This is a genomic window from Streptococcus sp. HMSC072D03 (assembly GCF_001812855.1).
In the GTDB taxonomy this organism is placed as follows: domain Bacteria; phylum Bacillota; class Bacilli; order Lactobacillales; family Streptococcaceae; genus Streptococcus; species Streptococcus salivarius_D.
The window spans coordinates 1-20786 of sequence record NZ_KV810634.1 but is presented as its reverse complement, the minus strand read 5'-3'; the positions used below and the strand labels follow the sequence as shown (position 1 = coordinate 20786).

At 36.6% G+C, this 20786-nt stretch carries 18 protein-coding genes and 1 pseudogene; 15 read left to right on the top strand and 4 right to left on the bottom strand.

Annotation, left to right across the window (positions count from 1 at the left end; all coding sequences use genetic code 11):
* Positions 1 to 17: 17 nt before the first annotated feature.
* Genes HMPREF2877_RS02435 through HMPREF2877_RS02415 form a run of 5 tightly spaced genes read left to right on the top strand, consistent with a single transcriptional unit; the run spans position 18 to position 6663 of the window.
* Positions 18 to 1259 carry a hypothetical protein gene (locus HMPREF2877_RS02435; RefSeq protein ID WP_037605573.1) on the top strand — a complete coding sequence of 414 codons (1242 nt, stop codon included), beginning with the start codon at positions 18 to 20 and terminating at the stop codon, positions 1257 to 1259.
* Complete coding sequence (locus HMPREF2877_RS02430) at positions 1260 to 2168, top strand: glycosyltransferase family 2 protein (protein WP_013990655.1); 909 nt, start codon at positions 1260 to 1262, stop codon at positions 2166 to 2168.
* A gap of 18 nt (positions 2169 to 2186) precedes the next feature.
* On the top strand, positions 2187 to 3275 hold the full coding sequence (gene wecB, locus HMPREF2877_RS02425; protein WP_014633177.1) for a non-hydrolyzing UDP-N-acetylglucosamine 2-epimerase: 1089 nt from the start codon (positions 2187 to 2189) through the stop codon (positions 3273 to 3275).
* An 8-nt stretch (positions 3276 to 3283) separates the two neighbouring features.
* The gene (locus tag HMPREF2877_RS02420) at positions 3284 to 5224 is read left to right on the top strand and encodes an HAD-IA family hydrolase (protein ID WP_045771769.1); all 1941 of its coding nucleotides are present in this window, start codon (positions 3284 to 3286) and stop codon (positions 5222 to 5224) included.
* A gap of 2 nt (positions 5225 to 5226) precedes the next feature.
* Positions 5227 to 6663, top strand: a complete 1437-nt coding sequence (locus HMPREF2877_RS02415) for a flippase (protein WP_013990652.1) — start codon at positions 5227 to 5229, stop codon at positions 6661 to 6663.
* Between the two features lie 318 nt (positions 6664 to 6981).
* Here HMPREF2877_RS02415 and HMPREF2877_RS10820 read toward each other — a convergent pair.
* Positions 6982 to 7119 (bottom strand): annotated as a pseudogene (locus HMPREF2877_RS10820) (IS110 family transposase); the annotation flags it as partial.
* A gap of 194 nt (positions 7120 to 7313) precedes the next feature.
* Between HMPREF2877_RS10820 and HMPREF2877_RS02410 the strand changes: the two are divergent.
* From HMPREF2877_RS02410 to HMPREF2877_RS02365, 10 genes are all read left to right on the top strand, one after another.
* Positions 7314 to 8132, top strand: coding sequence for a Cof-type HAD-IIB family hydrolase (locus tag HMPREF2877_RS02410; protein ID WP_014633174.1), 819 nt, complete (start codon positions 7314 to 7316; stop codon positions 8130 to 8132).
* An 18-nt stretch (positions 8133 to 8150) separates the two neighbouring features.
* The gene (locus HMPREF2877_RS02405) at positions 8151 to 8753 is read left to right on the top strand and encodes a histidine phosphatase family protein (protein ID WP_045001766.1); all 603 of its coding nucleotides are present in this window, start codon (positions 8151 to 8153) and stop codon (positions 8751 to 8753) included.
* Positions 8750 to 9358: a histidine phosphatase family protein gene (locus HMPREF2877_RS02400; protein ID WP_045001764.1), complete on the top strand. Its 609-nt coding sequence runs from the start codon at positions 8750 to 8752 to the stop codon at positions 9356 to 9358. Before HMPREF2877_RS02405 ends, HMPREF2877_RS02400 begins: the two co-directional genes overlap by 4 nt.
* Positions 9355 to 9951: a histidine phosphatase family protein gene (locus HMPREF2877_RS02395; RefSeq protein WP_045001762.1), complete on the top strand. Its 597-nt coding sequence runs from the start codon at positions 9355 to 9357 to the stop codon at positions 9949 to 9951. Before HMPREF2877_RS02400 ends, HMPREF2877_RS02395 begins: the two co-directional genes overlap by 4 nt.
* 78 nt (positions 9952 to 10029) lie before the next feature.
* Entirely contained in the window at positions 10030 to 11166 is a 1137-nt protein-coding gene (locus tag HMPREF2877_RS02390; RefSeq protein WP_014633170.1) for an AI-2E family transporter, read from the top strand.
* A 123-nt stretch (positions 11167 to 11289) separates the two neighbouring features.
* Positions 11290 to 12726 carry a glycoside hydrolase family 1 protein gene (locus HMPREF2877_RS02385; protein ID WP_070578530.1) on the top strand — a complete coding sequence of 479 codons (1437 nt, stop codon included), beginning with the start codon at positions 11290 to 11292 and terminating at the stop codon, positions 12724 to 12726.
* Positions 12727 to 12973: 247 nt separating this feature from the next.
* Positions 12974 to 13252 (top strand): phasin family protein, encoded by a 279-nt coding sequence (locus HMPREF2877_RS02380; RefSeq protein WP_004182567.1) that lies wholly within the window; start codon positions 12974 to 12976, stop codon positions 13250 to 13252.
* A 17-nt stretch (positions 13253 to 13269) separates the two neighbouring features.
* The gene (locus tag HMPREF2877_RS02375) at positions 13270 to 14847 is read left to right on the top strand and encodes an ABC1 kinase family protein (protein ID WP_070578527.1); all 1578 of its coding nucleotides are present in this window, start codon (positions 13270 to 13272) and stop codon (positions 14845 to 14847) included.
* Positions 14848 to 14850: 3 nt separating this feature from the next.
* Entirely contained in the window at positions 14851 to 15471 is a 621-nt protein-coding gene (locus tag HMPREF2877_RS02370; protein ID WP_070578523.1) for an SGNH/GDSL hydrolase family protein, read from the top strand.
* Complete coding sequence (locus tag HMPREF2877_RS02365; RefSeq protein WP_013990642.1) at positions 15468 to 16319, top strand: patatin-like phospholipase family protein; 852 nt, start codon at positions 15468 to 15470, stop codon at positions 16317 to 16319. Before HMPREF2877_RS02370 ends, HMPREF2877_RS02365 begins: the two co-directional genes overlap by 4 nt.
* 26 nt (positions 16320 to 16345) lie before the next feature.
* Here HMPREF2877_RS02365 and HMPREF2877_RS02360 read toward each other — a convergent pair whose 3' ends face one another.
* From HMPREF2877_RS02360 to HMPREF2877_RS02350, 3 genes are all read right to left on the bottom strand, one after another.
* A complete protein-coding gene (locus tag HMPREF2877_RS02360) occupies positions 16346 to 17686 on the bottom strand; it encodes a D-alanyl-D-alanine carboxypeptidase family protein (protein WP_049529291.1) in 1341 nt (446 codons plus the stop codon).
* A gap of 187 nt (positions 17687 to 17873) precedes the next feature.
* Positions 17874 to 19220 (bottom strand): D-alanyl-D-alanine carboxypeptidase, encoded by a 1347-nt coding sequence (locus HMPREF2877_RS02355; protein ID WP_070578521.1) that lies wholly within the window; start codon positions 19218 to 19220, stop codon positions 17874 to 17876.
* A 229-nt stretch (positions 19221 to 19449) separates the two neighbouring features.
* A complete protein-coding gene (locus HMPREF2877_RS02350; protein WP_070578518.1) occupies positions 19450 to 20646 on the bottom strand; it encodes a cation diffusion facilitator family transporter in 1197 nt (398 codons plus the stop codon).
* Between the last annotated feature and the right edge of the window lie 140 nt (positions 20647 to 20786).

Below are 20786 nucleotides of genomic sequence, written 5' to 3'. Positions count from 1 at the left end.
TATTCTGGGAGGAAAAATTGAGAAGCTTTCGTATAGAATTAATGGAGCTGTTGTATTACATTTCTGTAGCATTTTCGGTGGGATTATTCTTGTTTTTAAATGTAAGTTTATTTATTCATAGGAATTTACTTACACTTATCTCTATTTTTATTATTATCCTTATGCTTCCACTTTTAATAGCTAATAGAAGGTATATATCTAGGTCTGCGTTTTTTTTTGGTGCTGCATATATTTTGTGTGTATTATTTTCATCGATAAAAGCCGCAAGTTCTTATTCTTATTCATTTATCGAATATTTTTATGCTATAAGACAATATATTTGGGTTTTATTATTCTTTACTTTAATTTATTTATTTGGGAATAATGAAAAAAAGATGAAACGAGTAATTGATAATACAATAAACATTTTACTTGTTTCATTGGTTATTCGTTTTATATCATGGCTGTCATTTTCATTACTTAAATTTCAATTGTTTCCAAAAATATTGATGGAGTTTGGAAAGTTATGGTATAGAAATGAAACTTCTATTCGAATTGATGGCACACCTCTAATTTCTATAGCACTTTTTTTATCCTTTTACTTTTTCTTAAAGTATGGTGAAAGAAAGTATTTTTATAAACTACTTTTTATGATGATTTTTGTAGTTTTTGTAAATCAAACTCGTATGTTAATCTTCCCTCAGTTGTTATCAATGTTTTTAATGTATTTATACTATAAAAAACCTTATATGCATTTTTATCTTTTTTGTATTATTGCAGGAATAGTATGCTTTCTATTAACTGGTGGCTTAGACTTGATAAAAGGGTATATTAATCTATTTAATAATGGATCTACTGATTTGGGCTTAGGATTTAGATATTGGGAACTTAAGTATTATTTGAGTTTGTTGAGAGACAATCATTGGATATACGGATTAGGTATATTAACCTCCTTAAATGCAAATAGTTTTTCTATACTGTTTGGTCCCGGTATGGTTCAGATGTATCTTGACGACTTGGGATTCGTAGAACTTTTCGTTCAATTTGGAATACTTTCTTTCTTTTTATATGGTTATTTGATATATAAATTGGTGACCTTGATAAGAAGAACAAAGAATAAAAAATATATATGTGAATGCTCTCTATTTATAGGTTTGTTGACTAACATATTGGTAACTGCCGCATCATTAAACATATTTGGTAGTCAGAGGATTTACTCTTTAGTGTTGATCTTTGCACTAATATTCTTTTATGATTATCAGTTGACTAAGGAGAGATAAATGTTAAATAAAGTATGTTTTATCATTCTAAATTATAATAATTACACCGATACGATTAATTGTATTCATAGTTTACAGTCAACGATTCGTCGTGATATGTACGACATTATTGTAGTTGATAATAACTCTTCTAATGATAGTGTTAGACAATTGAGAAAATGCTTGAATGATGTTGAAATTATTCCCAATAAGGTGAACCGAGGATATGCTAATGGTAACAACATTGGTATAAAAATTGCTGAAAGCCGAGGATACATATATATATGTATATTAAACAATGATACTGTTATCGATATTGATTTTTTAACACCCTGTGTTGATTTCTTGAAGAATGATAGTTCAATTGCTTTTATAAGTCCAGCACTTGTGGAATATAAAGATGATGATTTAGTTCAATCTACAGGAGGTGATATTTGTATTGAAAAAGGATACGTTAATCTAAAAAATAATAAAGTTTCAAGAAGAAAATTACCTCCCATTGTTGAGAGCGATTATATCGGTGGTGCCTGTATGTTATTCAGAACTGAAGTTCTGAAAAAGTTAGGGTATATACCGGAGAGTTATTTTTTATTTTATGAGGAGACCGAGTGGTGTTACAAGGCCAAAGAACAAGGGTTTAAAAATATATGTCTAACGGACTACTATATTTACCACAAGGGATCGGTATCTATTAATGCTATAAATGGATTACAAGAGTATTTGATGAATAGAAATAAAGTAGTTTTCGTTAAAAGAAATATAAATAGCAAAATTAAATATATTAGATTTCTGATGTATCTACTTTTTAGATTTACTTATCGTCTTCTTTTAGGAAAAGAAAAAAATATTAAGATTATTAGGTATTACGTTGATGGTATAAGAGGAGTAATTGATTCGAAATATCCGTTTATTGTGATTGAAAATGATTAATATATTGGAAGGTGTAAAATGAAAAAAGTAATGTTGGTTTTTGGAACGCGCCCAGAAGCGATTAAAATGTGTCCCTTAGTTAAAGAACTGAAACAGCATACTACTATTGAAACAGTAGTGTGCGTTACTGGTCAACACAAGGAAATGCTAGAACAAGTTTTAGATGTTTTTAAGATTATACCTGATTATGACCTAGGTGTCATGAAAACCAATCAGACACTATTTACAATAACAACATCTATTTTAGATAAAATACAATCAGTTTTAGATGAAGAAAAACCAGATATTGTTCTAGTTCATGGTGATACAACGACGACCTTTGTAACAGCTCTAGCAGCATTTTATAAAGGTATTAAAGTAGGGCATGTTGAGGCAGGCCTTCGAACTTATAATTTACATAGTCCGTTTCCAGAAGAATTTAATCGTCAAGCAACGTCTATAGTTTCTGATTACAACTTTGCTCCTACAGAGGTTTCAAAAGAAAACCTAGTGAGAGAAGGTCGAAAGAACATTTTCGTTACTGGGAATACTGTAATTGATGCCTTGAAGACTACAGTTCAAAATGATTATAGCCATCCTATTTTAGATTGGGCCAAAGGAAGTAAGCTCATTATGTTGACAGCTCATCGTCGTGAAAATCTGGGTGAACCAATGGAGCATATGTTCCGAGCGGTCAATCGTATTTTGGATGAATTCGAAGATGTGAAGGTGGTTTATCCGATTCATAAGAATCCCAAAGTTCGTGAATTAGCCAATAAAGTATTTGGAAATAATGAACGAATGAAAATTATTGAACCTTTGGAAGTGATTGATTTTCATAATTTCATGAACCAAAGTTATATGATTTTAACGGATTCAGGTGGCGTTCAGGAAGAAGCACCTTCGTTAGGCAAACCTGTGTTAGTGATGCGAGATACAACAGAACGTCCTGAAGGTGTCGCTGCCGGAACCTTGAAATTAGTTGGAACAAGTGAGGAAAACATCTATAATAATTTCAAGCGATTGCTGGAAGATCAAACTGAGTACAATAAAATGAGTGAAGCTAGCAATCCTTATGGTGATGGTACGGCTTGTAAACAGATTGTTAAAATTTTATTAGATAATTAGGTGAAATGATGTCTGTAATTGATTATAAAAAAATTAAGACCAACATTGTCGCATTCGATTTCTTTGATACTATTGTTCATCGTGATTGTAATCCTGAAATTATTTTATTTAAGTGGGCCAAAGAGGTTTCGTGCTATTTAAGATTTTCGATTAGTCCATCTGTAATTTATCAAATAAGAAAGAAAATTGAAACTGAAAAAAAAAGTAATGGCTTTGAAGAAGTTGCTTATCAAGATCTCTTATCTGAGCTTTATAATAGGTTAAAGAATCTTTCTAAATCAGAATATTTTCCTGATATTGAAGATTTTGTTGAGTTTTCGAAAGAGTTAGAAGTACTTTTAGAAATAGAGCATATTTATATAGATAATGAAATTTTAGATATTATAAAGTTTCATTATGAAAATGGGAAAAAATTATACGTTATTTCCGATTTCTATGCCGATAGTAAGCTTATAGGTAAGATTTTGGAACATTTAGGTATAAAACATTATTTCGAAGATATTATAGTTTCTAGCGAATATAATGCACGTAAATCTAGTGGTAGGTTGTTTGAAAAATTCTTATCTATAACAGGACTGGAGCCTCACCAAGTAACTATGATTGGAGATAATTATATCTCTGACTTTGTCAATCCCAGTAATTTAGGGTTAAACGCATATTTTAGAGAGTATACTCCAGTTGAAGATAGTTTAATTGACGATAAAGGACTTGAGAAACTTTATAAAGATGTTCTTTTTTCCGATGCCGAGGATGCTCCATTTAATGGATTCTTAGCAGACATTTTATATTTTGTTTCGAAATTACATGTTCAACTTACAAAGGATAGAGTGACCAAAGTTTTATTCTGTTCACGTGAAGGTCAGTTATTAAAGAAATTATTTGATCTTTATCAAAGTACTTTTTTACATAAGAATAAGATTCAAACATATTATTTTTATGTTTCGAGACGTTCAACGTTAATTCCATCTTTAACTAATCCTGATGTTGAAGATTTTGATATCATTTTTAGACAATATAAAAAAATTAGTTTAGAAAATTTTCTTCTGAATTTAAATTTTTCAGATGAAGAGATTAAACAGATAGCTGGTGATTTAAGAGTTGAAATTAAGGAGACTCTTGAAAAAAATTCCAAGCTTTTAGAGTTACTGAAATCCAACCCTGTTTTTCTTAAGAGATATATGTTTGAGAAATCAAAGAGCTCGAATTTTAGAGATTATGTGAATAGTTTAACTAGTGATGATACTATTTATTTGGTTGATATAGGTTGGAAAGGTACAATTCAAGATAATATTCAAAGGGCGTTATCTGATAAAATTATTATAGGGTATTATTTTGGTCTTAAATATCAAAATAATGATAACATTTCGAAAAAGAATAAGTTCGGTATAATGTTTAATGATTTTCCTGAGAAGACGGAGTTTTTTGATATTATTAGTAGAAATTATGAATTTTATGAGGATATTTTTGTAGCTGATCATGGCCCGACAATTGCGTATAAGTCAACTAATGGAAAAGTAATTCCAATCCTTGATAATGACCGGAAACATGTTAAAGTTTATGAAATGGTACATAGCTACCAAGAAAATATGATTACGGGATTTAAAACTTTATTGGAAGGGTATAGTAATTCTTGTAAACTTCCGTATGATTGTTATAATTTATTTATTATTAATTCTTTAAAAAAGGAATGTATCTTCGCTCCTAAATTATACCTTTTAAAGGAAAGATTACGTGATAATGTAATAGAAAATTTTGGTGAAGTTGTTATAAAAAAGAAAGTAAGACTTTCAAAGAAATCATTATTTCTTTTAAAGATGGACTTTCTTTGGGTCGATTTTGCATATATGGCTTTTTATAAGATAAGTTTTGGGAAAATTTTCTCAAAACTGTATTGTTATTTCGTCTTCTTTTTAAAACGCTTTATTTTGAAATTGAGAAATGGAATATAATAATGAAAGAGAAATCAATTAAAATTAATGCAATATTGAATGTTTTACTAACTTTGTCAAATATTGTTTTTCCTCTAATTACTTTTCCGTACATTTCTAGAGTTTTAAACCCCACTGGAGTTGGGGTAACTTCTTTTTTCACTTCAATCAGTAGTTACTGTACTTTAGTAGCATCGCTCGGAATTTCTACCTATGGTATTCGTGCTATTGCAAAGGTTCGTAATGATAAAAATAAATTAACTAAAGTATTTCAAGAGTTATTATTAGTTAATTTATTTATGGCAATCATTGTTTCAGTTTTACTATTGTTATTAGCAATGGGGATAGAACAATTAAGATCTGAAATGGGGTTGTTAGTCATTACTTGTGTTACTGTATTGGCTTCACCTTTTTCACTTAATTGGTTTTACAGTGGTATAGAAGAATATTCTTATATAACAAAAAGGTCAATCTTATTAAAGTTTATATCATTGATTCTTACTTTTTTATTGGTTAAAAAGCCCAACGATTATATCGTATATGCTAGTATAACTTTATTTTCTATATTAAGTTCTAATATCTTAAATATTCTTCAAAGTAGGAAATTTATATCTTTTAAATTAAGAAATGATCTTAAATTCAAACATCATCTAAAACCCATGTGGTATTTATTCGCATCTCTTTTGGCAGTAAATGTATATACAAACTTAGACACGGTGATGTTAGGGTTTATTAGTGGTAATTCAGCAGTCGGTCTTTATTCAGTTGCTACTAAAGTTAAATGGATTTTACTATCATTAGTTACTTCTATTAGCACTGTTTTATTACCTCGCTTTTCGTTCTATATTAGTCAGAAAGATATTTCAAAATTTAGAGAAGTTTTACGAGAATCCATTTCAGTGATTTTTTTCATATCAATACCATTAACTGTTTTTTTTCTAATCGAAGCAAGAGATAGTATATTACTTTTAGGAGGTAATAAATATCTAGATGCAACATTAACTATGCAAGTTCTAATGCCTATATTGTTAATTTCAGGCTTTTCAAATATTACTGGAAATCAAATTTTGATTCCGACAGGACGAGAAAAATATTTTATGCTTGCAGTAAGCAGTGGTGCATTTGTTAATTTAATATTAAATTTTTTGCTCATGCCGAAATATGGAATCTTAGGGGGAGGCTTAGCAACCTTGTTTGCAGAGATTACTCAGATGGTTATACAGGTTAAATACTCTATAGATTTCTTACAAAAAAGTATCTCTGTTAGCTCAATCTTTAAATTTATTTTTTCAGCTATTATTTCAGCTTTAATATTATTATTAACTAGGTCACTTTTTATTTATAAGGATGCTCTTATTCAGTTAACTGTATCAGGCTTGTTGTTCTTTTTAATTTATGTTTCTTTACTTCTTTTACTTAGGGATAAAACAATAAAGAATGTATTTGGGAATTTAAAGTAGACTATATATAATAAAAAAGTAAATTTTTTTCGTAAAGATCAAAAATAAGTAGTGTATTATGAGTTCTTTATTGTGCTATTCTAAAAGTGAAAAAAGTGGCTCTCTGTCAACTGTTGTGAGTGACGAAAAACTAATGCTCTTTTCTACCGTTTGTCAAGTCTATCAAGGCTTTAAGTAAAAAAAGAGAGAAGACAGTAGCTATTCTGAGGTTACTGTCTTATTTTTAACACTTTTTGATCCATAAAAGGGCATGCTAAAAAAACACCTCATCTGGTATTTTTTGAAACAAGGTGTTACAATAATACGGCATAGACAGCTTTATCGATTTTGGCTCAAAGAGTAATCGTAAAGTTTGTTATGCGTAATGAGGTAATATATTGTTCGAATGAGACGATGTATAGAGGCAATCGTATGTGGCTTAGTTGAAGCTATTGTCGATTGTCTTTTTCGGGACTTTTTGTGTACACTTAAAAAGCTCTATAATCTCTACAGTACTTTTACCCACTACAGAATTATAGAGCCTCTATTTAAGAGATTCCGATGGAATCTTTTTTTATATCCAAGAATAGTATCAGTTTTTCTTAGTATGGTGCTGGTAAGCGTTTTCTAAAAGGGTTATAATAAGAGTAAGTTAGTCAAGGAGGTGCTTTATGACCATTAAGGTGATTGCAACAGATATGGATGGTACATTTTTAGACGATAAAGGGAGCTATGACAAGGAGCGTTTTAGTCAGATTTTAGATGCTATGGATGCGCGTGATATGCACTTTGTCGTTGCATCAGGTAATAGTATGAGCCGTCTTAAACCCATGTTTGCGGAGACTTTTGACCGCCTGCATTTTGTAGCTGAAAATGGTGGTCAGGTGGTTAGCTATGGCAAACTTCTGTGTCAGGAGTTCATGGCATCAAATGATGTTGAAAACTTGCTAAGCTATTTTAATTATGATTTGTTGGATAGGCCAACTATATTTAATGGTGCTCAAGGCTCCTATATGTTAAAAGGGTCTAGGGTCAATTTTGCTGAGATGATAACAGAAGAAGAGCAAGCCGCCATGGAAGCATCCATTCAACGTTTGAATGGGCTGGAGGATTTAGATGATGATTTCATCAAGATTACCATGTTGCTGAGTCCTGAAGAGGCTAATCGTGTGTCACAGGCTTTTAATCGTGATTTTGATGGCAATCTAGTTGCTGTTCCCAGTGGTTTTGGTGCTATTGACTTCATTCAAAAAGGCATGCACAAGGCTTGGGGACTCAAGCAGCTTCTTAACCACTGGGACTTGTCTGAAAATAATGTCATGGCTTTCGGTGATGGAGACAATGATCTTGAGCTCTTGCAAATGGCTGGCCGCTCTTATGCTATGGAAAATGCCAGTCCAGCTATTTTACAAGTGGCTGATCAGATTGCTCCCCATCATAAAGACCAAGGAGTATTGACTGTCTTAGAAGATTATTTAGGATTGGTTTAAAGATAGGGTGGTAGAGTAATGAAGTTATATTTAATGAGACATGGTGAGACACTATTTAATACACAAAAGCGTGTTCAGGGCTGGTGTGACTCGCCCTTGACTGAAAATGGCATTTGGCAGGCAGAACAAGCCAAGCAGTACTTTGCAAAGAAAGGTATTTCTTTTGATGCTGTCTACTCCTCTACGCAAGAGAGAGCTACTGATACGGCAAAGATTGTGGCGTCTGACTATTCGGTAACCCAGCTCAAGGGAATTAAAGAAATGAACTTTGGGTCTTTTGAAGCTCAACCAGAGCACCTCCTCCCCAAACATCGACCAGGTTCACGATCCTTTGAAGATCTCTTGGTCCCATACGGTGGTGAAGATATTCGCGAGGTCGGTCAGAGGGTCTTGAAGACTGTGTTAGAGAAAGCAGAAGCACACACTAAAGATGGTGCTGAGAATCTCCTATTTGTCAGTCATGGGGCGGCTCTATGGGGATTAATCATTTTCATGGACTTGGCCTTTCCTGAAGGAGTGGGCTTTGGAAATTGTAATGTTTGTGTTTATGAGTATAACCAAGGTCAATTGGAGCTTCTTCAGGTGATTGATCCGATTTCTGGTTTAGAGGTAACATTATGAAAGAATTTTATTTAATGAGACATGGGCAAACACGGTTTAATGTTCAGCATAGGCTTCAGGGGGTCTGCGATGCCCCTTTGACGGAAGTCGGGATTGAACAGGCTAAAAAGGCTGGTCAGTATCTAGCCAAGCAGGAACCGATTTTTGATCATGTCTTTACGTCAACCTCTGAGAGAGCTAGTGATACTCTAGAAATTGTGACTGGACGAACAGACTATGAAAGACTTAAAGGTCTTAAGGGACAGGATTTTGGAGCTTTTGAGGGCCAGCCAGAGTATCTTACTCCTAAAACCTTACCTGATGGACAAGGCTTTGGTGATTACTTTGTTCAATTTGGTGGCGAGAGTACGACCCAGGTTCGGGATCGTATGGAGTTGACGATTAGGGCCATCATGGAGAGTGTGGCCGATGGTTCTAAGTCTTTGCTTGTTAGTCATGGACCATCTATTTTGCAGTTCTGTAGACGTGTTTTAAATACCGACCCAGATATTCGTGGTCTTAAAAATTGTTGCATCTTACATTTTACTTATGATCAAGGGCAATTTAAACTGGTTTCAGTATATAATCCTGTAGAAGAAGAGTATATCTATGGAGGCGAAGAATGACACGACTCTATTTAATGAGACATGGACAGACACTTTTTAACACACTCAATCGGATTCAAGGTTGGTGTGATTCTCCCTTGACTGAGAAAGGTCGGGAACAAGCTCGTCAGGTGCGAGCATATTTTGAAAAGCATGATATGACATTTGATCAGTATTATTGCACGACAACTGAAAGAGCTTCTGATACCATTGAATTGGCTACTGGGCGTACTGATTATCAACGTGTTAAGGGGCTAAAAGAAATGCATTTTGGTATCTTTGAGGGTCAGCCAGAGTATCTTCATCCTAAGACATCTGTTGTGGGGCATTTTGGTGACCACTATGCCCAGTTTGGTGGGGAAAGTCAAGATCAGTTCGTTGCGCGTGTGGTTGCGAGTGCTAAGGAGATAGTAGATAAGCATCCTGACCAATCTATTTTAGCTGTTAGCCACGCTGGAGCTTTGATGACTTTTCTTCATGCCGTGGAGCCAGAGCGGGCCTTTCAGTCTTGTCCAGGCAATTGTGCCATCTTAGTTTTTGATTACGATGGATCGAGCTTCCACTTTGTTAAACTGATAGATCCAATAGCTGATCAAGAGTTGGTGGAATTTTAGCGGCATTCTATGATCAAAGATAGTAAGAAACCCTTTCTTAGTGTATAATGGAGGGGTATTTTAAATTTTGGAGTGCCTATGAAATTTACAAAAAATCAGTTCATTTGGTTGGCTGTCCTCTTTTTCAGCTGTTTCTTGATCTATACATATTGGGAAACCGTTGTTTCAATTTGTAACACTATTTACATTGCCAGTCAGCCCTTCCTGGTTGGAGCAGGGATTGCCTTTGTGGTCAATATCCTGATGTCTTTTTATGAGAAGCTACTGGTCAAGTTTATTCCATTTGGTTTTATCACTAAAATCAAGCGTCCCATTGCTCTGCTATCGGCATTGGCAACCATTGGTCTGGTCTTTACTTGGGTCGTCTTCACTGTTCTTCCAGATTTGATCGACAGTATCAACACCTTGATTAGTCAAGACCGTTCAGCTATTAATAACTTGATTAATTGGCTGCTTAAAAACAAGTCCTTGCAAAAAATTATTCAAGACCTCGGTGGTGTGACACAGGTTAGAGAGCTAATCAATAGCTACAGTGCTCAGTTGCTTCAACAAATCATGAATGGTTTGACAAGCTTCTTGACTTCGTTAACGAGTCTACCTTCAACCTTGATTAATCTCTTTATTAGCATCGTCTTTTCTTGCTATGTCTTGGCTGGGAAGGAGAAACTTGGGAAGCAGGTCAATCGTTTGGTAGATGTCTATTTAGGACATTATGGTAAGACTTTCCACTATGTGGTTGCTATTCTCAATAATCGCTTCCGCAATTTCTTCGTGTATCAGTCGATTGAGGCTTGTATCTTGGGGACCTTGTGCTATATCGGGATGCTCATATTTAATTTCCCTTACGCTGCGACTATTTCTATCCTGATTGGCTTTTCAGCTATGATTCCAGTTGTGGGGGCCTATATCGGTGTGACGATTGGTACCATCTTGATTATGACGCACTCTGTGACCTTGGCACTTTTGTTTGTTGCCTACGTGGTTATCTTGCAGCAGTTTGAAGGAAATCTCATCTATCCTTATGTGGTTGGTGGTTCTACCGGACTGCCTGGTATTTGGGTTATCTTCGCTATCACCATAGGTTCTGCCTTGGGCGGTATCTTGGGTATGTTGGTTTCTGTGCCAGTAGCCGCTACCCTTTATCAGATTGTTAAAGATAATGTTGTTAGGCGAGAAGAGGCCAAAGCAGCCAATGTTATTGAAAATAATGATTAATTAAAACAGACTTAGGTCTGTTTTTTTCGTACTATAGTATCAGATGTCAATAAGATAGTATAAGTGTAATCGTTTTCCAAGTGTTATACTATTAGTAGATTAAACAAGACGAGGAGATAAAAGATGACTTATACATTTCCAAAAGACTTTCTCTGGGGTGGTGCAACAGCTGCCAATCAGTTTGAAGGTGCTTACAACCTAGATGGCAAAGGTTTGTCTGTACAGGATGTGACGCCAAAGGGCGGTGTTCCACTTGAACCTGGGGCTTTGAATCCTTTGATTACAGACCAACCAACACCAGATAATCTAAAGCTAGAAGGTATAGATTTCTATCACCGTTATAAAGAGGACATAGCACTTTTTGCAGAGATGGGCTTCAAGGTCTTTCGTATGTCAATTGCATGGTCTCGTATTTTCCCAAATGGTGATGATGCTGAGCCAAATGAAGCTGGCCTAGCCTTCTATGATAAAGTCTTTGATGAATTGGCTAAGTATGGCATCGAACCACTTGTAACCTTGTCTCACTATGAAACACCTCTCAACTTGGCGCGTGAATACAATGGATGGACTAATCGTAAATTGATTGGTTTTTATGAAAACTATGTCCGTACAGTCTTCACACGCTATAAAGATAAGGTCAAATATTGGTTGACCTTTAATGAAGTGAACTCTGTTCTACATGCACCATTCATGTCAGGTGGTATTGCGACACCTATGGAAGAGCTCTCTAAACAGGATCTCTATCAGGCAGTCCACCATGAGTTAGTGGCATCAGCTTCAGCAACCAAGATTGGTCATGACATCAACCCTGATTTTAAGATTGGTTGTATGGTTCTTGCCATGCCAGCTTATGGGATGACAGCAAATCCTTTGGATCAGTTGGCTGTTCACGAGTTTGAAAATCAAAACTATCTCTTCTCAGATATCCATGCACGTGGGAAATATCCAAACTATATTAAACGCTATTTCAAAGACAATGGTATTGAAATACAATTCGCTCCTGGAGATGAAGAAATCTTGAAGAATACCGTTGATTTTATTTCATTCTCTTATTATATGTCTGTGGCGACCGCCCACAATCCAGAAGACTATACGATTGGTAAAGGAAATATTATGGGTGGTGTTGAAAATCCCTACCTTGAGAAATCTGAGTGGGGTTGGGCAATTGACCCAATCGGTCTTCGTCTTGTTTTGAATGACTTCTATGATCGTTATCAATTGCCATTGTTTATTGTCGAAAATGGTTTGGGTGCCAAGGATGTCCTTGTTGACGGTCCTGATGGTCCAATAGTTGAAGATGATTATCGTATTGATTATCTTCAAAAACACTTGATTCAAGTTGGTGAAGCTCTTCAAGATGGTGTGGAGCTTTGGGGTTATACGACTTGGGGACCAATTGATTTGGTATCAGCTTCAACGGCTGAACTCAGTAAACGATATGGCTTCATCTACGTTGATCGTAATGATGATGGTAGTGGTAGCTTGGCTCGCTATAAGAAAAAATCATTTGCTTGGTATAAGTCTGTTATCGAAAGTAATGGTGCAGCTCTTTACAAATAGAAATTTATTAAGAATCTCAGCAAAAGCTTGAGATTCTTATTTAGTATTTTAGTACAACCGTGATAAATAAGTATTTCAGAAATTACATTTATTTATAAAGTATTTAAATACTAGAACTAATCATTTATGTTCATTAACACATTTTCTGAAAAAGTGGTAGAATAAAAGTGTGAAAACGTTCTTATATTTTCTGAAGAAGTAGCTAGTCTATTTCTTTGCTTTTCCTACTTAGATGGAGGTAACGATAATGAATGATTTGAAAAAAGTTCTCTTGGCTGGTATTGGCTTGACTGCTATGACAGTTGATAAAGCTGATAGTTTTGTCAAAGAGTTGGTTGAAAAGGGGCGTTTGACTGTTGAAGAAGGTAAGGAACTAGAACAAGAGCTCAAACGTCAAAGTAAGGAAGAAGCTCAAGAATTTTTGAATAAACTTGATGCTAAGAAATCTTCAGTTGAGTATGCGACAAAGGATGACGTGAAACGTCTTGAAGAAAAACTTGACGCTTTGCTCAGTCAAAATAAATAAAATGTAAGGAGACTAAAATGGCAAGTAAACGATTGAGACATGTGTTGAAGGTTTTCTCGTCAGTTGGTCTCCTTTCTTATCGTGAAAAACACCTTCCTCAAGATCAACAGACAACACCTGTCAAGCTACGCCAAGCCTTTGAGCAATTGGGACCTAGTTTTGTTAAAATTGGTCAAATCCTATCCACACGCTCTGACCTTTTGCCAGAGGCCTATATCAGAGAATTATCAAAACTCCAGAGCTCAGTTCCTCCCTTGAATAAAGAGGAAGTCATGACTGCCATTAGGCGAGAATTACCCAGTGGGCTTTCTGACAGTTTCCTTGATTTCTCGGAAGAGCCCTTGGCTTCTGGTTCTGTAGCTCAGACCCATAGGGCTAGATTGTTGTCTGCTCAGGAAGTGATTGTAAAAATTCAGCGACCTGGTATTGATGAGGTCGTTAAGGAAGATATTCAGCTTCTCATTAAGCTTGCACGCCATATTCCAAAGCACTTTATACCTATGGTCGATGTTCAGGAGGTTTTGGAAAATCTGCGAGAAACCCTAATTAAGGAACTTGATTTCAGAAATGAAGCAGAGGCCATGAAGCGTTTTAAGGCAAATAACAGGGCTGTTGCTTGTCTAGGTGTCCCGGAGGTCTATGATTCCTTTACGACGCCACACCTCATAGTCGAAGAGTACATCGATGGGATTCCACTTAATGACTACAGCCAACTGATTGAGGCTGGCTATGACCTGGAAGACGTGGGTAAGAAACTAATGTTGTCATTTATCAAGCAGGTTTTCAAAGACGGCTATTTTCATGGTGACCCTCATCCTGGAAATCTCTTGGTACGTGATGGTAAGATTTGTTTCATTGACTTTGGCATTATGGGTGAGTTGGAAGTTGGGATGCGTGCGTCCTTAAATGACATCCTATATAGTTTTACTGCTCAGGATGTTGACGGTATGACTAAGGCTATCTTGTCAGTCACCCAGTTTGATAATGGGCTAAACCGTGCGGTTCTAAGTCAGGATGTCGAGCAGATGTTGGGTCGTTATTCTGGTGTTGACTTGGGAAGTCTATCGATGACAGATTTGCTAGAGGATTTGCTGGCTATTTTCCAGAAGAATCATCTTAAAGCCTCATCTCAAATTACCATTTTGGAGAAGGCTTCGCTTCAAATTGAAGGTATTTTCCGAGAGTTGGCCCCAAATATGGATTTGATGACTTTGGCCAAGGATTATTTCCTAGAAAATATGGGCCCTGATATGCTTAAGCAGGCCCTGAATAAAGAGAGTATCTTGATTGAACTCTTTTATCTGATTCGCAATGGGAAAAATATTCCGCGTCGCCTGCATCAGCTCTTGGAGCAGATTTTAAACGGACGAATTGTGGTAAACCATGATTTTATTAACTTTTCAGGTCGAATTAAAGTCTTTGAGAAAGTTTTAAATAATCTGGTTTTAGCCTTGCTGACATTGGGATTTCTACTTTCCGGTGCCCTTTTGGCCAATAAATCAGGTTTTGAAAATCTTGCCTGGCTATTTCTTGGACTTGGAACTTTTCTAGCTTTAATCACGGTAGCGCGTATAATATTTAAGAAAAAAGGATGAAGTATGATTGAAACAACTAGGCCCGAGCTTGTGGCCTATCAAGAAGAGCGTTTAGCCAAATTTGTGAATGAAAATCAAAAGTTAGACAAAGGCCAAATTGTTTTTGCAGGGGACTCCATCACGGAGTTTTTTGCGTTGAAAAAATACTTGGGTCGAGATTTTCCCTTGGTAAACCGTGGGATTGCAGGAACAGACTCGGTTTGGCTTTTAGAACACCTTAAAGAGCAAGTTTTAGATTTGGAACCCAGTAAACTGGTACTCTTGATTGGTATTAACGACATCGGAAGGGGTTACCCTATTCGAGATATCGTCAATCGTATTTCCGATATTATCATGACAGTTCGTCAGGAATCCCTCTTTACTGAGGTCTATTTGCTGAGTGTTTTTCCGGTTAGTGAAAAATCACAATATGCTTCTAAGGTTAAGATTCGAAATAATGCAACTGTCCGTGAGCTTAATCAACAATTAGCTGTTCTCCCTGGTGTGACCTATGTTGATCTTTATGATTACCTGACAGATGCCCAAGGACAGTTAAATGACACGTACACAACGGATGGTTTACACTTGAGTCCACAAGGTTATCAAGTCCTAGCAGAACCAATCAAGAAGGAGATTTTAGAATGAAGGTAGGCTTAGTCCTTGAAGGAGGAGGCATGCGTGGCTTATACACTGCTGGTGTTTTAGATGCCTTTTTAGAAGCTGGAATCAAAGTAGACGGCGTTGTATCAGTATCAGCTGGAGCGCTTTTTGGTGTTAATTACCTTTCTAACCAGCCCAAAAGAGCCCTGCGCTACAACAAACGGTTCATGGGAGACCGTCGCTACATGAGTTTCTGGTCATGGCTGACAACCGGTAACTTCGTTAATAAGGAGTTCTCCTATTATAAGGTTCCAATGGAGTTAGACGTTTTTGATCAGGAGGCCTTTGCTGATTCGGGTGTTCCCTTCTATGTGGTTACTACAGATATTGAGACCGGAAAACCAGACTATATCAAGATTGATCATGTCTTTGAGCAGATGGAAGCTCTTCGTGCAAGTTCCGCCCTACCTTTGGTTTCTGAAATTGTCGAGTATAAGGGTAAACGCTACATGGATGGTGGACTGTCTGATAGTCTTCCCATTGATTTTATGGAAAATCTGGGCTTTGACAAACTTATTGTCGTTCTGACGCGACCTAAGGGTTATCGTAAAGAGCCATCTAAAACGAGTAAGCGAATCTACAAGCTCTTTTACCGCAAATACCCTGAATTTGTCCAAGTAGCATCAAATCGCCATATCCACTACAATAAGAGTATTGAAAAGATTGAGGCTTTGGAAAAAACTGGCAATCTTTATGCCATTCGTCCAGAGCATGCGCTTGAAGTTGGTCGATTGGAGAAGGATCCTGAAAAATTTGAGGCCATCTATCAAGAGGGATTGGAACAAATGCGAAATGAGATGTCTCATCTCAAAACATTTCTTGGAGACAACTAAAAACGTGCTCAACCGAGCACGTTCTTTTAGTTATTGATTTGTCGAGCTTGTCGGCATTCTTTGACTTTTTGACGACGCTTTTTCTCGTTGATAAAAATCAAGTAGAGCACATAAAGTGGTAATAAGAGGAAGCAGAACAGAGCAAAGTGTTTCATAAAGTTATGCTTATTGCTTGTTTGTTTGTCCTTCTGACCGCCTGAAAAGAGGAAGAAGCCAGTTTTAGTCGCTTTTACGGTAGTTGCCTTAATTTTAGGTGATACCGTTTTTAGTTCGTTATCTACGACGATAGAATCATCTTTAACACTAATCTTAGGTTCTTGCCCTTTTTTCACTGTGGCATAGACATCTTTTTGGACATCGTATTTTATACCATCAATCTTTTGTTTGCCCTTGCTTAGGACTTTCTTGTAGGAATAGTCTTTAAACATTTTCTCAATAAGGGAGTTACCGAAGGCATGGCGGATTTTTTCGCTACTTTCATCTTCCCAATTTCCAACGCCCAGGATAACTGAAATGACACGTTGATTCCCTCGTTTGCATGTGGAGATGTAGTTGTAATCTCCTCGTGAACTTGAACCTGTCTTAAGGCCATCCACTCCTTTAAGGCCATAATCAGCACCAGGCAAGGAGTAGTTGTAATTTTCAAAGGTTTCCTCGTATGGTGTTCCTTTTTTGACAGTTACTGTCTGTTGGCTAGTGTATCTGAGGATTTCAGGGTGATGTTTGATAAGGTTATAAGCCATGATAGACAAATCACGGGCTGTCGTCTGGTTAGAGTGGTTATTATCATAACGTTTAGGCGTGTAGTAGCCTTTGTAAGATGCCGCACCAGCTCCAGAGGCATTGTACCATTTGGTCTTTGTCATGCCGAGCTCTTTAGACTTCTCGTTCATACGATCAATCCACTTGTCAGGGTCATTATCACTGAGATAGTTGGCAAGCATGACTGTCGCCGCATTTGAAGAGGGAACAGCTGTCATAGTGATAAGTTCTGAAACCGTGTATTTAACTCCAGAAACAATCTTGTTGTTTGAGATTTCGTAGATATTAGCAATAGCCTCATCGGTTGGTTTGGCTGTAATCACGGTGTCTTCTTTGATTTCTCCCTTTGACAAAGCATCAAAAACCAAGTAGAGAGACATGACTTTACTCATGGAAGCGGGGTCACGTACTTCATCAATGTTATCTTGCCAAAGGATATCACCAGTATTGGCATCAATCAAAAGTGATGATTTAGGTCTATAGGTCTCGGTGGCTTCCTTGTAGCCCGCTTTTTGTGCTATATCTACTAGTTGGTCAGCGGACGACAGACGGGGAGCTAAAGCCAGACTAGCTACCAGGAAGAGTCCTAACAATTTCTTTTTCAAAATAATCTCCTTAGTAACAACGTTTAGACACTCTTTTAAAAGCATCCTTTAATCCATTTTTGTTATATGTTTGTAAAAAAAGTCATACTCGTCTATTATAGCATAGTTTTGGGTGGTTTTATCAGTATTCTTGGGGGACTTCCTTGAATAGAGTATAAAAAAAAACGTGTCATGGACACGCTTTCTTTTATTTATTGATTTGTCTTGCTTGACGACGTTCTTTGACTCTTTGACGACGTCCTTTTTCATTAAGGTAAATCAAGTAGAGGAGACCAACTGGGATAAGGCATAGCAACCAGAAATAAACTGGGAGTTGGCCATTATTTGTTGCTTTAGTAGCCTTTTTATCTTTTTGGTTACTTCCAAAATCGAACCATCCCTTAACTTTAGTTGCCTTAACAGAAGTAGCCTTGATCTTAGGTGATACTGGCTTCAGACCATTATCAATAACAATTTGGTCATCTTTAACAGAGATTTTAGGGTCTTTGCCTTTTTTGACTGTGGCGTAGACATCTTTTTGGACATTGTATTTTTTACCGTCGATTTCTTGTTCACCCTTGCTAAGAACTTTCTTGTAAGAGAAATCTTTATACATTTTCTCAACGAGAGCATTACCAAAGGTATGGCGGATTTCTTCACCTGTTTGGTCAGACCAATCACCAGAACCCATGATAACAGCAATCATACGTTGATCACCACGCTTGATAGTATCAATATAGTTGAAGGCACCTTCTGGGCTTGATCCTGTCTTCAAACCATCAACCCCATCAATTCCGTATTTAGCTCCTGGAATAGAGTAGTTGTAAGTCTCGAAGGTTTCCTCATAAGGTGTTCCCTTTTTAACTGTGACAACAGGTTTGCTAGTGTATTTGAGAATGTCAGGGTATTTCTTGATGAAGTTATAGGTCATGATAGCCAAATCACGTGCAGTTGTTTGGTTGGTTTGGTTGTTATCATAACGTTGAGGACTGTAGTAACCTTTGAAGGCAACAGCAACGGCACCAGAAGCGTTAAACCATTTGGTATTGGTCATCCCTAGCTCTTTAGATTTTTCATTCATCATGTCAAGCCATTTATCAGGATCATTATTGGTCAAGTAGTTGGCCAGCATCACGGTTGTAACGTTAGAGGAAGGCACCGCCGTCATAGTGATGAGTTCTGAAACCGTATAATCAACCCCAGCAACAATCTTGTTGTTGGAAATTTCGTAAATATCGGCAATAGCTTGGTCGGTTGGAGTAGCTGTGATAACAGTATCTTCAGAAATCTCTCCTTTAGACATAGCTTCAAAGACCAAATAAAGTGTCATGGCCTTAGAAATAGAAGCAGGGTCACGCACCTCATCAGCATTTTCTTCCCAGAGGACATCTCCGGTATTGCCATCAATTAAAAGGGTTGATTTGGGGCGATAGGCCTCAGTGGCTTCATTATAACCAGCAGCGCGTGTGATATCCATTAATTCGTCAGCACTAGACAAACTCGGTGCTAGGGATAGACAAGCTGCTAAAAGGACGGCAACAATTTTCTTTTTCACAATGTGTCTCCTTTAATATCTATGGGGTTCTGTAGTTGGTAGAACCTATTTCTATCTATTAATAACATTTGCCTGTCAAAACCCTAAATTCAGTAGTGACAAACAATTTCATTATAACATATAAAAGTTAGAGTTTTCCTAACATTCGGTATTTTAATGTAATTTTTAGAATTGATTGAGTGTTACCCAAATATAGTTGGAAACAGAAAAAAACGAGCTTACTTGCTCGTTAGTTTTCATCTTTTATCCTTGTCACTTGGTGGTAAATCATGAACCAGGTTTCATTTCGACGCCAGATACTAGTGTGGAAATTTCCTCCCAACTCATAACTAATTAGTTTCGTTTTTTGACTAACAGATGTCATCTTGAAGCTGTCAAAGTTATTGAGAAGTGGTTGTTGATTAGCAATGACTTCTTCACGAGTGTGATGATGACCATTTTCATCGATTAAGTAGAAGTCAGGTGCCAAGAGATTTTCATAGTCAGGAATTTTTGACAGAATAATCTTTTCATTGCGAGAGAGTTTGTGAAGGACATTGCCATAAATTTCATCTTCGGGAATGGCAGCGGGCTCTACGTGGACATCAGTGTCATAGACAGAGAAACGCTTGCTGAGGACCTCCTCAATTTGTTCGGTAATGGCATGACTCTCGTATACAGAGAGGTCAGGATTCATCTCAACCACAATATCAAGATAGACGTTGCTGCCATAAGAACGGCCACGTTGTTTCTTAACTTTAGTGACTTTTGGAATCTCAAGAATGGCTTTTTCATAGGCCTTGAGGTTTCTCTCATCGAAACCGTCTGACAAACTAAAGGTTGCTTCCATGAAGATATCATAGGCTGTCTTTAGGATGAAGAAGGTAATGATAATGGCAGTAATATAGTCGATAATCGTCAGGTTGAAGGATGCTGCAACGATAGCGATTGAGGTACCAATAGAAGTTACAGCATCGGAGAGATTGTCCTTGGCAGCAGCAATCAAAGCACTAGATTTTAGCTTTTTAGCAAGTCTTTTATTGTAAAAGTAAACGCCACACATGACGATAGCAGATAGGATACCAACAGTGGCACCAAGTGGATCAACCACAGTTTCCTCTCTTAGAAAAATCTTTCGGACTGTTTGAATGAGGACCTGGAAACCTACCACGAACATGATAAAGGAAGTGACTAGGCTTGATAAGTCTTCAATCTTCCAATGCCCAAACCTATGATCTGCATCAGCTGGTTGACTAGCTAGGTGCAATCCAATGAGTAGGGCCACGTTCCCTAAAATATCTGACAAGTTATTGAAACCATCGGCAATCAAAGAGCTAGAGTTTAAAAAGTGTCCAGCTAGAAGTTTTGCAATGGTAAGAAGAAGGTAGGCAGCGATGCTGACAATAGGACCTCGTCTGGCTGCTCTTAAATTTTCATACGTAGTCATAGGATTACCTTTTCTCTTAAAATACAAGATTAAATTATAGCATAAAAATATAACGAATTAAAGGTTGTAAGCCCTTTAAACTTGTGGATTCATTCATTTTTAAAACTTTGCCCTATTGTAAAATGAAGTGCAACACAAAA

Excerpts from the sequence above, each read along its gene's own strand:
- HMPREF2877_RS02390 (WP_014633170.1), top strand. The coding sequence starts at position 10,030 with ATGAAATTTACAAAAAATCAGTTCATTTGGTTGGCTGTCCTCTTTTTC.
- HMPREF2877_RS02420 (WP_045771769.1), top strand. The coding sequence starts at position 3,284 with ATGTCTGTAATTGATTATAAAAAAATTAAGACCAACATTGTCGCATTC.
- HMPREF2877_RS02350 (WP_070578518.1), bottom strand. The coding sequence starts at position 20,646 with ATGACTACGTATGAAAATTTAAGAGCAGCCAGACGAGGTCCTATTGTC.
- HMPREF2877_RS02410 (WP_014633174.1), top strand. The coding sequence starts at position 7,314 with ATGACCATTAAGGTGATTGCAACAGATATGGATGGTACATTTTTAGAC.
- HMPREF2877_RS02430 (WP_013990655.1), top strand. The coding sequence starts at position 1,260 with ATGTTAAATAAAGTATGTTTTATCATTCTAAATTATAATAATTACACC.
- HMPREF2877_RS02370 (WP_070578523.1), top strand. The coding sequence starts at position 14,851 with ATGATTGAAACAACTAGGCCCGAGCTTGTGGCCTATCAAGAAGAGCGT.
- HMPREF2877_RS02405 (WP_045001766.1), top strand. The coding sequence starts at position 8,151 with ATGAAGTTATATTTAATGAGACATGGTGAGACACTATTTAATACACAA.
- HMPREF2877_RS02400 (WP_045001764.1), top strand. The coding sequence starts at position 8,750 with ATGAAAGAATTTTATTTAATGAGACATGGGCAAACACGGTTTAATGTT.
- HMPREF2877_RS02415 (WP_013990652.1), top strand. The coding sequence starts at position 5,227 with ATGAAAGAGAAATCAATTAAAATTAATGCAATATTGAATGTTTTACTA.
- HMPREF2877_RS02385 (WP_070578530.1), top strand. The coding sequence starts at position 11,290 with ATGACTTATACATTTCCAAAAGACTTTCTCTGGGGTGGTGCAACAGCT.
- HMPREF2877_RS02380 (WP_004182567.1), top strand. The coding sequence starts at position 12,974 with ATGAATGATTTGAAAAAAGTTCTCTTGGCTGGTATTGGCTTGACTGCT.
- HMPREF2877_RS02375 (WP_070578527.1), top strand. The coding sequence starts at position 13,270 with ATGGCAAGTAAACGATTGAGACATGTGTTGAAGGTTTTCTCGTCAGTT.
- wecB (WP_014633177.1), top strand. The coding sequence starts at position 2,187 with ATGAAAAAAGTAATGTTGGTTTTTGGAACGCGCCCAGAAGCGATTAAA.
- HMPREF2877_RS02395 (WP_045001762.1), top strand. The coding sequence starts at position 9,355 with ATGACACGACTCTATTTAATGAGACATGGACAGACACTTTTTAACACA.
- HMPREF2877_RS02365 (WP_013990642.1), top strand. The coding sequence starts at position 15,468 with ATGAAGGTAGGCTTAGTCCTTGAAGGAGGAGGCATGCGTGGCTTATAC.